Annotated in this window: 12 protein-coding genes; 5 read left to right on the forward strand and 7 right to left on the reverse strand. The window is 65.4% G+C overall.

Annotated features, from left to right (window positions below; all coding sequences use genetic code 11):
* Positions 1-140 precede the first annotated feature (140 nt).
* On the forward strand, positions 141-1,433 hold the full coding sequence (locus U5A67_RS18330; protein ID WP_321815587.1) for an NAD(P)/FAD-dependent oxidoreductase: 1,293 nt from the start codon (positions 141-143) through the stop codon (positions 1,431-1,433).
* A gap of 91 nt (positions 1,434-1,524) precedes the next feature.
* Here the strand turns inward: U5A67_RS18330 and U5A67_RS18335 are convergent, their stop codons facing one another.
* The 5 genes from U5A67_RS18335 to U5A67_RS18355 form a co-directional block, all read right to left on the reverse strand.
* Positions 1,525-2,496: a LysR family transcriptional regulator gene (locus U5A67_RS18335; RefSeq protein ID WP_321815588.1), complete on the reverse strand. Its 972-nt coding sequence runs from the start codon at positions 2,494-2,496 to the stop codon at positions 1,525-1,527.
* A gap of 256 nt (positions 2,497-2,752) precedes the next feature.
* Positions 2,753-3,685 carry a hypothetical protein gene (locus U5A67_RS18340; RefSeq protein WP_321815589.1) on the reverse strand — a complete coding sequence of 311 codons (933 nt, stop codon included), beginning with the start codon at positions 3,683-3,685 and terminating at the stop codon, positions 2,753-2,755.
* A 262-nt stretch (positions 3,686-3,947) separates the two neighbouring features.
* Complete coding sequence (locus U5A67_RS18345; protein ID WP_321815590.1) at positions 3,948-5,561, reverse strand: MDR family MFS transporter; 1,614 nt, start codon at positions 5,559-5,561, stop codon at positions 3,948-3,950.
* On the reverse strand, positions 5,558-6,691 hold the full coding sequence (locus tag U5A67_RS18350) for an HlyD family secretion protein (RefSeq protein ID WP_321815591.1): 1,134 nt from the start codon (positions 6,689-6,691) through the stop codon (positions 5,558-5,560). The genes U5A67_RS18345 and U5A67_RS18350 overlap by 4 nt, the downstream gene beginning before the upstream one ends.
* A 49-nt stretch (positions 6,692-6,740) precedes the next feature.
* Positions 6,741-8,207, reverse strand: a complete 1,467-nt coding sequence (locus tag U5A67_RS18355) for a TolC family protein (RefSeq protein WP_321815592.1) — start codon at positions 8,205-8,207, stop codon at positions 6,741-6,743.
* A gap of 94 nt (positions 8,208-8,301) precedes the next feature.
* On the opposite strand from U5A67_RS18355, the gene U5A67_RS18360 reads away from it, so the two are divergent.
* Positions 8,302-9,075 (forward strand): helix-turn-helix transcriptional regulator, encoded by a 774-nt coding sequence (locus U5A67_RS18360; RefSeq protein ID WP_321815593.1) that lies wholly within the window; start codon positions 8,302-8,304, stop codon positions 9,073-9,075.
* Here the strand turns inward: U5A67_RS18360 and U5A67_RS18365 are convergent.
* A complete protein-coding gene (locus tag U5A67_RS18365; RefSeq protein WP_321815594.1) occupies positions 9,072-9,797 on the reverse strand; it encodes a pirin family protein in 726 nt (241 codons plus the stop codon). The genes U5A67_RS18360 and U5A67_RS18365 overlap by 4 nt on opposite strands.
* A 61-nt stretch (positions 9,798-9,858) precedes the next feature.
* Entirely contained in the window at positions 9,859-10,623 is a 765-nt protein-coding gene (locus U5A67_RS18370; protein WP_321815595.1) for an SDR family NAD(P)-dependent oxidoreductase, read from the reverse strand.
* 149 nt (positions 10,624-10,772) lie between these two features.
* Between U5A67_RS18370 and U5A67_RS18375 the strand changes: the two genes are divergently transcribed.
* The 3 genes from U5A67_RS18375 (at position 10,773) to U5A67_RS18385 (ending at position 13,281) form a co-directional block, all read left to right on the forward strand.
* Entirely contained in the window at positions 10,773-11,693 is a 921-nt protein-coding gene (locus U5A67_RS18375; protein WP_321815596.1) for a LysR family transcriptional regulator, read from the forward strand.
* A gap of 143 nt (positions 11,694-11,836) precedes the next feature.
* Entirely contained in the window at positions 11,837-12,838 is a 1,002-nt protein-coding gene (locus U5A67_RS18380) for an alpha/beta hydrolase (RefSeq protein WP_321815597.1), read from the forward strand.
* A gap of 38 nt (positions 12,839-12,876) precedes the next feature.
* Positions 12,877-13,281, forward strand: coding sequence for a nuclear transport factor 2 family protein (locus U5A67_RS18385; RefSeq protein ID WP_321815598.1), 405 nt, complete (start codon positions 12,877-12,879; stop codon positions 13,279-13,281).
* The last annotated feature ends 79 nt before the right edge of the window (positions 13,282-13,360 follow it).

Below are 13,360 nucleotides of genomic sequence, written 5' to 3' on the forward strand. Positions count from 1 at the left end.
GTTTTTCGATGGACGTGAGTGTACCCGAGCGCGCGCGCTCAACCGGCGGCACAGCGGCTCGCGCGGCACGGCGAAACGTTTGACATGGATCATGGCGAGGGTTTACCATCGATTTTTATTCATTGCGTGTTGAATTAAACATGACGAATCCGGTACGCATCGTAATCGTGGGTGGTGGCATCGCGGGCATCCTGCTGGCGACGAAGCTGGGTGACACGCTCGGGCGCGCGGGCAAGGCCCGCATCACGCTGATCGACAAAAGCCCGACGCACATCTGGAAGCCGATGCTGCACACGATCGCGGCCGGCACGCGCGATGTGCAACAACAGCAGGTGATCTTTCTCGCGCACGCCAGCGAGCACGGCTATAGCTACGAGCCCGGCGAAATGCTCGGGCTCGACCGCGCGCGGCGTCGCGTGCAACTGGGCGCGCTCACTTCGCCCGATGGCAGCACGGTGCTGGAGCCGCGCGAAGTCGGATACGACGTGCTGGTGCTCGCGCTGGGCAGCCGGGCGAACGATTTCGGCGTACCGGGCGTCGCGGGCAACTGCTATTTCATCGACAGCCAGAAGCAGGCGGAAACCTTCAACGAAGCCTTGCGTGCGCGCGCATTTCGCAGCGTCGCGCGCGACGAGGCGCTGCGCGTGGCGATCGTCGGCGGCGGGGCGACGGGCGTCGAGCTGGCGGCGGAACTCAGCCGTCTGCTGGAAGTGGCCAGCGCTTATGGCGATGCCTCGATCCGCGAGCGTCTGCAATTGACGCTGCTGGAGAGCGGCCCGCGCATTCTGGGCGCGTTTCCGCCGAACATTTCCGCGTCCAGCCAGCGGCAACTCGAAAAGATCGGCTTCAGCGTGAAGACCGGCACGCGCGTCACCGAGGCGACCGAAAGCGGTTTCGTCTACGACGGCGGCGCGCTCGCGCAAGCGGATCTGATGGTCTGGGCCGCCGGCGTGAAGGCGGCGGATTTCCTCAATGGCCTGGGCGGCCTCGCGACCAACCGCGCGAACCAGATCGTGGTCGGCCCGACTTTGCAATCCACGGAGGACGACCATGTGTTCGCAGTCGGCGACTGTTCCAGCCTCACGCCGGCCGGCGCCGAACGCGCACTCGCGCCCACCGCGCAGGTCGCCACGCAGCAGGCCGAATTTCTCGCGCGCCATCTGCCGGGCTGGCTCGCAGGCAAGCCGATGCCCGAGTTTGCGTTTCATGATTTTGGTTCGCTGGTCTCGCTAAGCGATTACGATGCGTTCGGCACGCTCGGGCGCTTCGGGTTCTTCCGTGGCGGCTTTATTCGCGGACGCCTCGCGCAACTGAGTCATGCGATGCTGTATCGGCGTCATCAGCAGGCTTTGCATGGTTTGCGCAAGGCAACGCTGCTGTGGACGGCTGAGCGCATCAACGGCTGGGTGCAGCCGAAAATTCGCCTCGCCTGATCGATCGACATAAAAAACCGCCGCGCACCATCGTCATGGATGGTGCGCGGCGGTTTTAATTTAATTGGTTAGCGTGACTAACTAAATGATCTTACGCGGGGCACATTGTCGAGCGCCCATAACGCGCGTGCCATAGTCCGAGTTCCTGCTCGTGCTCGGCCACGCGTCGCGGGACGGCATCGCGCAGAAACTCCACCAGCGTTCGAATCTTTGCGTCGAGGTATTGGCGCGATGCGTACAACGCAAAGACGTTGACCGGTTTGAGGCGCGCATGCGGCAGCACCTGCACCAGCGTGCCGTCGCGCAGACCTTGCAGCGCAGTTGGAATCGGCAGCATGCCGATGCCCATGCCCGCGCGGATCGCTTCGCCCAGCGCCTCGGCGATATTCACCGTGAAGGGCGCTTCGCGCGCGGGACGGAACGATTGCTCGTGACCGTCGGCGTCTTCGAAAATCCACGGCGTCGAGGGCAGATCCTGATGCGTGAGCTGCACGCAGGTATGCGCTTCGAGATCGGCGATCGAGGCGGGCGTGCCGCGTCGCGACAAATATTGCGGCGACGCGCACAGCACCGAGCGCGACAAACCCAGCCGCTGCGAAACCAGCGACGAATCCTTGAGACTTTGCGCGACTACGATCGCTACGTCGAAGCGCTCTTCGAGCAGATCGGGCGTACGCTGGGCAAGAACCAGATCGACGGAAACGCCTTCGAATTGCTGCGTGTAGCGCGCGAGCAGCGGTGTGAGGTAATGCTGGCCGAAACCTGCTGTCGCATGCACGCGCAGGCGGCCGTTGGGTTGCGCGGCGGCGCCCATGGCCTCGGCATCGGCGAGATCGACCTCGTTGAGAATGCGCTCGCAATGCTCCAGATAGCGGCGGCCCGCTTCGGTCAACGAGATCTGGCGCGTGGTGCGATTGAACAGGCGTGTCTGCAGACTGGCCTCGAGTTCCATGATCGCGCGCGACACGGCGGCGGTACTGAGGGACGCGCGCGCGGCGGCTTTGGCAAAGCCGCCGGCTTCTGCGACGCCCACGAACATCTTCATGCTGCCCAGCTTGTCCATCGGATTCGGCTTCTGTGAAGGTTCTTCGGGAACGACGGCACGCTTGTGGCGCGCACTAATATTCAACGCATGATGAAATAATTTTACTGCGACAGCCGGGCAGATGTCAAAGGCGAGGCGATCAATGCCAGAACAGGGCGATCAGGATGATGATCGGAATCGGCACGCCGAGCATATAGAGAAGAATCGAGCGCATGTCAGTCTCCTGAGAGGTTTCGTCACGTCGCGTGACGTTGGAACGATCGCTGTGGAGCGGTCAGAATTCGCGCAGGCGGCCGCCTACGGTTGCCATGTAACTCGCGGCGAACGCACCCATCAGCAGCGAGATAAACAGCCAGAGCGTGGCGTGGATGGTGGCTTTGCGGGCGGCGTCGGCGGCGGCGCGTGCGGCGCTTTCCATTGCGTTCATCTTGTCCTGCAGGCGCGTGTAGGTCGTGTTCACGCGGGCCTGTGCATCGCTGGGCGAAAGGCCCGTGCGTTGCGCGACGACCTGGGCGACATAGCGCGAGTCTTCAGGCGAAAGCGCGCCGCCCGAGGGCAGGGCGTTGAGGAAGATGCGCGCGATTTCCTGCTTTTCCGTGACGGAAGCGAGCGCCTGTTCCGGGCGCGTTTCCACCTGCGCCGATGCGCCTTCGACCGGACGCAGCATGCCGTCGATCAGATAGCCGACCGGCCAGGTTTGCCACGCGGTCTGCGCATTGCCGCGATCGACGGCGCCAAGGCCCGCTGCCGAATGTGCGCCGGTTTCGGCGATAGTCAGCGCCGCCGTGCGCCCGATGCCCGATACCGCCGAGGCCAGCAGGCCGGCCGTCACGAGCGTGGCCAGCGCCCAGGCGAGAAAGCCGTGGGCGGTGTCGCGGAAGTGGGTTTCATCGCCGCTGATGAGCGGCCAGTGGCGGCGCAGACGTCCGGCCAGATAGCCGCCGAGACCCGAGGCCATGATCTGCGAAACGCACACCCAGATGACCACGGCCGCGCCGAAGGTTTTTGCATGCGCGCCGCTGCCGGGCCACGGTGAGAGCGACGATAAACCGAGCCCCGTGCCGAGCGTGAGCAGGATCAGCGAGAACGCCGCCATACCCACGGCTCCCGCGAGTATCGCGCCCCACGAAACGGCCTCGCGAGGCAGGCCGTGTTGCGATGCCACAAGCGGCGTCTCGACGCCCGCGCCCAGTGTCGTCTGATTCATGGCTGCTCCTTTCGTGCGGTGAGGCGGTCGGCGGCATCGCCCGGGGTTTGCCGGGTGCGTGCCTGACCACTGCAGGGCACTAGAGCAGAATGCGTGCCGCGCCCTGGCCGCTGGCGCAACTGAACACTTTGATGCCGACTGCACCTTCGGCGACGAACGAGGCGGGATTTGCCGATGCAGCGTTTAGCCGATCTCTCCCGAACGAAACAAGGCCGAAGTCATGCAGGACTGCCTGAACTGATATTGGCAACCGGCTCGCCCATCATGCTCTCGCTCCGCGCAATGCAAATGCTCCGGCCACACACGCGAGCATGGCGAGACCCGCAATCAGAAACGTATCGCTGTATGCCATCAGCAACGCTTCGCGCATGACGCGCTGATTGATCAGCGCGAGCGCCGTTTCATACGTGCCGTCAACACGCCCGCGCGGCAGTCCGTCCACGCGCGGTATAGGCAGCCGTGACACCGCGCGCGCGAGCAGCACCATATGCTCCTGAAATGCCTGCGCATAAGGCGTCACCGCTTCGCCGATACGCGCCGCATGCAGCTTTTGCCGCTCGACCACCAGCTGGCTGACGAGCGCGATGCCAATCGCGCCGCCCACGTTGCGCACCATATTGAATACGCCCGATGCCGAACCCAGTTGCGCCTTGTCGATCCCGTTGACGGCCATCACCGAAAGCGCAATCACCACAAACGACTGCCCCACGCCGCGCACGATCAGCGACGGCACGATGACATTGCGCGCCGAATCGGCATCGAGATGAATGTTCATCAAACATCCTGCCGCAACCAGCAGAAAGCCAAGCGCAATCACGCTGCGCGGACTCGTGCGGCGCATCAGCGGCGGTGTGAGAAACGACATGACGAACTGCACGAGCCCATAGGGAATCATCACCATGCCGATATCGCGCGCGCTATAGCCTTGCGCCTCGGCCAGATAATTCGGCACCAGAAACACGACGCCAAACGCCACCGCGCCGAATAGAAACTGCATCAGGCTGGCAAGGCCAAAGTTATAGCCGGCAAGCAGGCGCAGATTGATAAACGGTTGCGCGCGGCGCACCTCGATCACGACGAACGCGATCAGGCCGAGCGCTGCAATACACGCAAGCAGCACGATGCCGCTCGACGCGAACCAGTCCTTGCGCTCGCCTTCTTCAAGCACGATCTGCAGCGCGCTCAGACCGATGGCCATGGTCAGGATGCCGGGCCAGTCGGCGCTGCGCAGTTTTTTCGTATCGACGGCAACCGGGCGGATCGCCCATGCAATCGCCGCGATCAGCGCCAGCGCGGGCGGAATCTGAAGATAGAAGATCCAGCGCCATGAATAGGTATCCGTGAGCCAGCCGCCCAGCGACGGCCCCGCCGCCTGCGCCACGTTATTGGCCACCGCAAAGAGCGCCATCCCGAGCGGATGACGCGACTTCGGCAATTCGGTGGCGATCAGCTGGAACGAGAGCGGAATCAGCACGCCGCCGAATGCGCCCTGCAAGGTGCGGGCGACAATCATCGTGCCGATCGTCGGCGCCAGCGAGCAGGCCAGCGAGAACGCCAGAAACCCGGATGCGCCCACCAGCAGCACCCGGCGCGCCGAAAACACCTGCACGAGCCAACCCGTGAGCGGAATCACGACGATCTCCGCGACCAGATAGGCGGTGGTGATCCACGATCCTTCTTCGAAGCTCGCGCCCAGCGAGCCGCGTATGTCGGGCAGCGAGGCGTTGGTGACGTGAACGTTCATGCCCGCCATGAAGCAGCCGAACACGCCGCCGAGCACGGCGACCCACGAGCGCAGCGAAACCGCTTCTTCGGGAGCATCGTGGGCATCGCGGGATTCGTCAGGCGCGCGCGAACGTCGGGCGACGGTGCTCATCGCCGCGCCCCTTTCGTATCCACACGCGCGATCGCCGACATGCCGGGCCGCAGCACGACATCGCGCGGCAAGGCGTCGAGCGCGATCTTCACCGGCACGCGCTGCACGATCTTCGTGAAGTTGCCGGTGGCGTTGTCCGGCGGCAGCAAGGCGAACTCGGCGCCCGAGCCCGGTGCGATACCGCTCACGCGGCCATGCAGCGCCTTGCCCGAAAACGTGTCGATGTCCAGCTCGACGGGCTCGCCCGCGCGCATCGCCGCAAGCTGCGTTTCCTTGAAGTTGGCCACCACGTAGACGGCGTGCAGCGGCACCACCGCAAGCAGCGGCGTGCCGGCCTCGACATACTGGCCCGCGCGCACGCTGCGCTGGCCGACCATGCCGTCCTGCGTCGCGACGATGCGCGTGTGTTCGAGGTCGAGTTGCGCGAGCGCCCGTTGCGCTTGCGCCGCTTCCACGCGCGCGTGAGCGGCCGCCTTCTCGGCGTCGTTCTGCGCGAGGCGCTTGCGCAACACGTCGCGTTCTTCGCGTTGGCCCTGCGCTGCTGCAATGGCGTGCGCGAGCGCGGCGCGCGCCTTGAGCGCATCGGCGTGCGCCGCTTCCCAATGCTGACCGCTCGCCGCTTCGTCGGCCAGCAAGGTGCGATAGCGATGCGCGTCCGCATCACGGCGAGCGGCTTCGGCGCGTGCTGCGTCCACATCGGCTTGCGCCTGCGCGATCGTGCTGCCCTGTTGCGCGAGTTGCGCGCCGAGCGTCTGCGCGGCCGCGCCGCTTTCCTGCACGGCCGCCTGAGCTTCCAGCAACGCGGCCTGAGCGGCCTGCACTTTCGCGCGGTAATCGCGGTCGTCGAGCGTGGCGAGCAGATCGCCGCGATGAACCGTCTGGTTATCGTCGACGAGCACGTGCGTCACATAACCCGCGATGCGCGGGCTCACGGTCACGACATCGGCGCGCACGTAGGCGTCGTCGGTCGTTTCGATAAAGCGGCCCGCCTGCCACCAGTGCCAGCCCCAGCCCGCCGCCGTCAGGGACGCCAGCAACGTCCCCGCGACGATCCACGGACGCCGCGCACGGCGCGCCGTAGTGCTGCGCCCGACATCGGCCTGAACTTCGTTATCAACAGTCGTACTCATGCAGACAGTCTTCTTGTGAAATGGGAGAAGAGAAAGGGGACTCGCGCGCTCAAGGCTGCCAGCCGCCGCCAAGCGCCTTAAAAACCGTGACCTGGTCCAGTGCGAGCCGTTGCGATGACTGCGCGAGCGCGGCGTCGTCGGCGCTCAGGCTGCGCTCGGCGTCGAGCACGCCAAGCGAATCGATCGCGCCAGCGCGGAATTCGCGTTCGGCCAGCTCGAAGGCGTGTGCGTGGCCGGCGCGCGCAGTCTCCAGCGCGTCGTGCTCGCGCCAGGCCGCGCCATAGCGGGCGAGCGCCTGTTCGGTTTCCTGCAGGGCGCGCAGCAGTTGCGCATCGAACGCGGCGCGTGCGCCGGTGTCGTCGGCACGGGCCGCGCCTAGCTGGGCGCGACTCGCCGCGAGATCCGGGAAATTCCAGCTGATGAGCGGACCCACGCTCCACGCGAGCGCATAGCGGTCGCCGATCGAAGCCGGGTGTCCGGTGGTCGAGAGCCAGTTGACGGAGCCGCCGAGTGTGATCGACGGATACAGCGCGGCCTGCGCCGCGCCCGCGCGTGCATGAGCGGCCGCCAGTTTGCGTTCGGCTTCGCGCAGATCGGGGCGGCGACGGATCAGCGCCGCGCCGTCGCCCACGGGGAAGGGCTGCGTGAGCGTGGGCGGCCGGCGGCAGCTTCGAGCGGCGGCCGGAATATCGGCGGGCGTGCGCCCAAGCAGCACGGCGAGTTCATAGAGTGCCGCGCGGTGTTCGCCGTCGAGCGAGGGAAGACGCGCACGCGCGTCGTCCGCGAAGGCGCGCGCACGCACGGACTCCATCGACGAAACCAGGCCCAGCGCCTGTTGCCGCTGCGTGAGCGTCGCGATGCGATCGGCGATTTCAAGCGAATGCTGCGCAACGTCGAGACGCTGGGCGTAGGCACAGGCGCGCACATACGCGGCCGCCGTTTCGGCGGCCACGCTCACGCGCAAGGCGTCGGAGGCGGCCTGCTGGGCTTGCGCATCCGCGTGGGCGGCGTCCACGAGATCGCGCACGCGTCCCCAGAAGTCGATTTCCCATGACAGCGCGAAACCCGGCGCCCAGCCGAAGCGCGACGGCGCGCTGCCCGTGTCGCGTGCGGCGGCCACGATCTGATCGTTCTCGTGCTTGCCGTAATCGACGCCGAATGAAGTTTGCGTCGATGGCAACTGCGCGGCATCGGCCTGCGCCAGCACCGCGCGGGCCCGCGTGACACGCGCGGCGGCAACGGCCAGTTCGCGGTTTTGTGCCAGCGCCTCGCCAATCAGCGCGTCGAGCGCCGGGTCGTCATAGAGCCGCCACCAGTGGTCGGGCGGCGCGGCGGAGCGTACCTGCGGCGTGGCGGCGGCATCGAAAGGCGCGTTCTGGGCGGGACTGGCTGACGGCGCGCGATAGGGCTCGCCGACGGAACAGGCGGCAAGCAGCGCACTGAACGCAAACGCGAGGCCTCGGGCAAAGGGTGTCGAGCAGTAGGGCGGGCAAGGGTGAGTGGGAGCGGCAGGCATCGAGCGTCATGGAATCAAACAGTCGTGCCATGTTATGTTGGCGCTCTTTATTCATCGCGCGCGCAATGAGCATTCATCGTCGCGATATGGACACATGAACGAGTTTTTTCAGGCGCTCGACGCTTCCGACAAAGTGAAGCAGATTGGCGTGCTCGCCACGGAGTCCGCCGCTGGCGACGAATTCGCGCCGCACACGCACGCTCAGGCGCAGATGATCCTGTCGATCGACGGCGTCATGATCGTGCGAACGGACGACGGCAGTTGGGTCGTGCCGCCCGGTCGCGCGGTCTGGCTGCCCGCGGGCACGCGCCACGGCATCCAGATGGCCGGCGATGTGCGCCTGCGCTCCCTTTTTGTCGCGCATGAAGTGCGTCCGAGCCTGCCGCGCGAGTGCCGGGTTATCGGTGTCAGCGGGTTGCTGCGCGAGCTGGTTCTCGCGACCAGCGGCCTGCCGGCCGACTACGACCTGAACCATCGCACGGGCCGCGTGCTGGCCTTGATCCTCGACGAAATCGAGCTTGCTCCGTCGCTCGATCTGCATGTGCCGATGCCGCACCATCCCGAACTCGCCGCGTTGTGCGCGCGGCTGATTCGCGAGCCGTCCGAGCCGGTGACGCTCGCTTCATGGGCCGTCGCCGCGAACATGAACGCGCGCACGCTCGCGCGCACCTTCAGGCGTGAAACCGGCATGACGCCGGGCGCGTGGTGGCGACATACGCGTCTGTTGCTGAGCTTGCCGCGGCTTGCAGCAGGCGTGTCGATTCTCGAACTGGCGCTGGAACACGGCTACGACAGCCCGAGTGCGTTCGCCGCCATGTTCCGCAAAGTGCTGGGCGTGCCGCCGAGTGAGTATTTGCGGCAAAACTAGTCGCGCTGGGTTGACGGTTCCAGCAGTTCGACGATCACGACATCGGTATCGCCATGCGCGATCAGATCTAGCTGCGCCTCGTCCATGATGGCGACGCCGTCGCGTGGCGCAAGCCGGACAGATCCCACGTCGAGAAGCCCGTGATCGGCGACCAGATACGCCGAGCCGCGCATCGGCAACATGTGCTTGATCGTCATGCCTTCGCGCAGTGTGGCGACGCGCACGCGTGCGTCGGCGTTAATCGGCAGGGCGCCCGCGCGCACGTCTTGCGGATCGCCGCTTGCCAGCGTCACGAAGCGGCCTTCGCGACATTCGCGCGAACACACGCGCGTTGCCCAGCGCGGCGTGCCGCCTGTCGTGCGCGGGCGCAGCCAGATCTGGAACACCCGCGCGGGCACATCTTCCTCGTTGCGCTCGGCGTGATGAATCGTTGTGCCCGCACTCATCGCCTGGACGGAGTCGGCGACCAGACGCGCGCGATTGCCCGCGTCGTCCTCGTGCGTGATCGCGCCGGAGCGCACCCACGTGACGATCTCGACGTTGCGATGCGCATGCAGGCCGAAGCCCGAACGCGGCGCGAATGTGTCGTCGTTCCAGACGTAGAGCGGCCCGAGCGGCGTATGCTCCGCGCGCCCGGTCATGCCGACGCGAAAATGCAGCCGCGCGTCGAGCCAGTCGCTCCCGATGGCGCCGAGCGTAAGAAAAGGGCGATGTCCGATCATGATGAAACTCCGTTCGGGCACACAGATGTTTTAGATCGCAGCCGTGCGCCCCGTGCCACGTTCAGATCTGCTGCTGGCCGCCATCGACGAACAGTTCGATGCCGTTCACGAAGCTCGCATCGTCCGAAGCGAGGAACAGCGCGGCGCTGGCGATTTCGTTCGGCTCGCCCAGACGGCCCATCGGGATCTGCGCGGCGAGGTAATCGGCGAGACCCTGGCGCTGGGCGGCGTCGTCGCCGGCGAGGTCGAGCAAACCAGGCGTGCGGGTCGCGCCGGGGCTGATCGTGTTCACGCGGATCTGGCGGTCCTTGAGGTCGAGAATCCAGTTGCGGGCGAACGAGCGCACCGCCGCCTTCGACGCCGAGTACACGCTGAACGCCGCCGTGCCCGCGCTGCCCGCCGTCGACCCCGTGAGGATCACCGATGCGCCTTTCGTCAGCAGCGGCAGCGCTTTTTGCACCGTGAACAGCACGCCCTTCACGTTGCGGTCGAAGGTGTCGTCGAAGTGCTCTTCGGTGATGTTGCCGAACGGCAGCATCGAACCGCCGCCTGCGTTGGCGAACAGCACGTCCAGGCGGCCCTGTTCTTCCTTGATCTGTGCGTACAGCGCGTCGAGTTCGTCGAGCTTCGTGGAATCGACGCGCACGCCGCTCGCCTTGCCGCCTGCTTCGCGGATGCTCTTCACGGCGGCATCGAGTTCGGCCTGACGACGGCCGGTGAGGTAGACGTGCGCGCCTTCGTCGGCGAAACGCTGCGCGGTAGCCAGGCCGATGCCGCTGGTTGCGCCGGTAACGAGTGCGATCTTGTTGTCGAGTTTGCGTGCCATGGTGTTGCTCCTTTCGTTTGGTTCGGTGTTCAGGGGAAGGGTGTGTTCGGTGTTGCGTGCTGCGATGTGAGAAGAATATCGACGGCCCAGGCATTTCGAAATAGAATTGATTGCAATCCAACGTTGCATAAATGAAAAGATGAGGGCAAATGGCGAAGCTGCCTGATTTCGAAGGACTGGCGATGTTCGCGAAGGTCGCCGAGGAGGGATCGTTCGCGGCGGCGGCGCGCGTGATGGGCGTGTCGGTGGCGACGGTCTCGCGCGGCGTGGCCCGGCTCGAGGACCGGCTGGGCGCGCGGCTTTTCAACCGCACGTCGCGCCAGCTCGCGCTGACCGAGTTCGGCCGCACGATCTGCGAAAAGGCCGGCGAGATTTATCGCCAGGCGGAGGAAGCGGAAAGCGCGGCGCGCGAGATGTCGGTGCAGCCGCGCGGGCTGGTGCGCCTGGCGGTGCCGATGTCGTTCGGGCTGCGCTGGGTCGCGCCGCTGCTGCCGGGCTTCTTTCGCGCCTACCCGGAGGTGTCGATCGACCTGCATCTCTCGGATGCATCAGTCGATCTCGTTGCCGATGGCTTCGATGCCGCGCTGCGTATCGCCGCGTTGCCCGATTCGTCGCTGGTGGCGCGGCGGCTGTGCGCGGTGACGCAATACGTGGTGGCGTCGCCTGAGTATCTCGCGCGCGAAGGGCGGCCCGCGCATCCGCGTGAACTGGTGGATCGGCCGTGCCTCTCGTACGCGTATCGCGCGCGTAGCGATGTCTGGCGTTTCACGAACGAGGCGGGCGAGGAAGAGCCGGTGATGCCGACCGGCCCGCTGCGCGTGACGAATTCCGATGCTTTGCTGCCTACGCTCCTGGAAGGACTTGCAATTGCCGAGTTACCCGAATTCATCGCCGGAGAATATCTGGCCGATGGCCGGCTCGAAGCGATCCTCACCGACTGGTCGCTGACGAAGGGCGGTTTGTACTTCGTCACGCCATCGGCGCGGGCGCGGCCCGCGAAGGTGTCGGCGCTGTCCGATTATTTCGCCGAGCATCTTTCCGATCCCACCTGGCGTTGGCCTAAAGTGTAATGCGAGGCCTATCATTGCATTTGTGCAACGATAGGTTTCAAACACTTCTATTTCGCAAATATCTCCCGATCCGTATTCTCCTTTCCATCGGCTGCACGACATCAGGTCGCTAGCCACTCAACCACCCGGAAAGGAGAATCACGATGACCACCCAAGCCACGCTGACCACGCCCAACACCCCGAACACGCCCGATACCGCAACCGTCGCCTTCCTCGCTGCGCTTAACAGCGGCACCGGCCCGGCCATCGAAACGCTCACGCCCGCCGAAGCGCGCGAGGTGCTGGCAGGCGCGCAGCGCAGTGTGGAAGTGGACGTTTCGGGTATCGACGTCACGCGTCGTGTCATCGAGCAGGACGGCCTGAGCGTGCCGCTCGTCATCGTCAAGCCGCAGCAGGCGCAAGGCGTGTTGCCCGTGTTCATGTTCTTCCACGGCGGCGGCTGGATTCTCGGCGATTACCCGACGCACGAGCGTCTCGTGCGCGATCTCGTGGTGCAGTCGGGCGCGGCGGCCGTGTTCGTCGAATACACGCTTTCGCCCGAAGCGCGCTATCCGGTTGCGATCAACCAGGCCTACGCCGCAACGAAGTGGGTCGCCGCGCATGGCGAGGCCATCGGCGTCGATGGGGCGCGGCTGGCGGTGGTGGGCAACAGCGTGGGCGGCAATATGGCTGCGGTCGTCAGCCAGATGGCGAAGGATCGTCAAGGCCCGGCCATCCGCTTCCAGGGCCTCATGTGGCCGGTGACGGACCACGCATTCGATAACGCCTCCTACGACGCTTTCGAAAACGGCTACTTTCTGAGCCGCGACATGATGAAGTGGTTCTGGAACGCCTACATCGCCGACGCGAGCGACGCAGGCGAGCGTAACCAGCGCAACGAGCGCTACGCATCGCCGCTGCGCGCCACGCTCGACGAGTTGAAGGGCTTGCCGCCCGCGCTGATCCAGACGGCGCAGTTCGACGTGTTGCGCGACGAAGGCGAGGCCTACGGTCATCGGCTCGATCAGGCGGGCAATGAAGTGACGACCACGCAGTACAAAGGCACGATCCACGATTTCGGCCTGCTCAACGTGCTCGCCACCGATGCCCCGACACGCGCCGCCATGCAGCAGATGGCAGCGGCATTGAAGACGCGTCTGCAATAAGAAGCGCCGCCATTAACGCCTTTTATATCGAGTCAATCATGAGTCATGCTAAACAACTGCTTGCCGCGTACGTCGAATCGATTCGCGACCCGCGTGCCGCCGCGGCCTTGTTCGCCGACGATGGCGTGCTGGAATTGCCGTATCTGAAATCGCTCGGCATCGATGGGCGTGCGCAGGGGCCGAAAGCGATCGAAGGTTTTATCGCCTCGCTACTCGCCAAAGTGCCGGATTTCGCGTTTAAAAACGTGCGCTATCTGATTGAAACGCCGGAGCAGGTTTTCGCCGAATATGAAGTCGAAGCGCTCGTGCCGTCGACGGGGAAAATCTATCGGCAGATGTACGCCGGGCGGCTGGTGGCGCGCGACGGCAAGATCGCGTTGTTGCGCGAGGCGCTGGATACGGTGGCGGCCGCCGACGCGTTTGCGATGACGCGCGCTGTTTGATGAAGCGAGCGCGCCGTCGATTCCGACAACGCGCTCGTGCGCGATTCACTACTGCCGATACTCAAACGCTTGCATCGTT

The organism is Paraburkholderia sp. J69-1, from assembly GCF_905220255.1.
Classification (GTDB): Bacteria; Pseudomonadota; Gammaproteobacteria; order Burkholderiales; family Burkholderiaceae; genus Paraburkholderia.

Bases quoted from the DNA above. Each gene is read 5' to 3' on its own strand.
- U5A67_RS18330 (WP_321815587.1), top strand. From the start codon at position 141: ATGACGAATCCGGTACGCATCGTAATCGTGGGTGGTGGCATCGCGGGC.
- U5A67_RS18335 (WP_321815588.1), bottom strand. From the start codon at position 2,496: ATGGACAAGCTGGGCAGCATGAAGATGTTCGTGGGCGTCGCAGAAGCC.
- U5A67_RS18340 (WP_321815589.1), bottom strand. From the start codon at position 3,685: ATGAATCAGACGACACTGGGCGCGGGCGTCGAGACGCCGCTTGTGGCA.
- U5A67_RS18345 (WP_321815590.1), bottom strand. From the start codon at position 5,561: ATGAGCACCGTCGCCCGACGTTCGCGCGCGCCTGACGAATCCCGCGAT.
- U5A67_RS18350 (WP_321815591.1), bottom strand. From the start codon at position 6,691: ATGAGTACGACTGTTGATAACGAAGTTCAGGCCGATGTCGGGCGCAGC.
- U5A67_RS18355 (WP_321815592.1), bottom strand. From the start codon at position 8,207: ATGCCTGCCGCTCCCACTCACCCTTGCCCGCCCTACTGCTCGACACCC.
- U5A67_RS18360 (WP_321815593.1), top strand. From the start codon at position 8,302: ATGAACGAGTTTTTTCAGGCGCTCGACGCTTCCGACAAAGTGAAGCAG.
- U5A67_RS18365 (WP_321815594.1), bottom strand. From the start codon at position 9,797: ATGATCGGACATCGCCCTTTTCTTACGCTCGGCGCCATCGGGAGCGAC.
- U5A67_RS18370 (WP_321815595.1), bottom strand. From the start codon at position 10,623: ATGGCACGCAAACTCGACAACAAGATCGCACTCGTTACCGGCGCAACC.
- U5A67_RS18375 (WP_321815596.1), top strand. From the start codon at position 10,773: ATGGCGAAGCTGCCTGATTTCGAAGGACTGGCGATGTTCGCGAAGGTC.
- U5A67_RS18380 (WP_321815597.1), top strand. From the start codon at position 11,837: ATGACCACCCAAGCCACGCTGACCACGCCCAACACCCCGAACACGCCC.
- U5A67_RS18385 (WP_321815598.1), top strand. From the start codon at position 12,877: ATGAGTCATGCTAAACAACTGCTTGCCGCGTACGTCGAATCGATTCGC.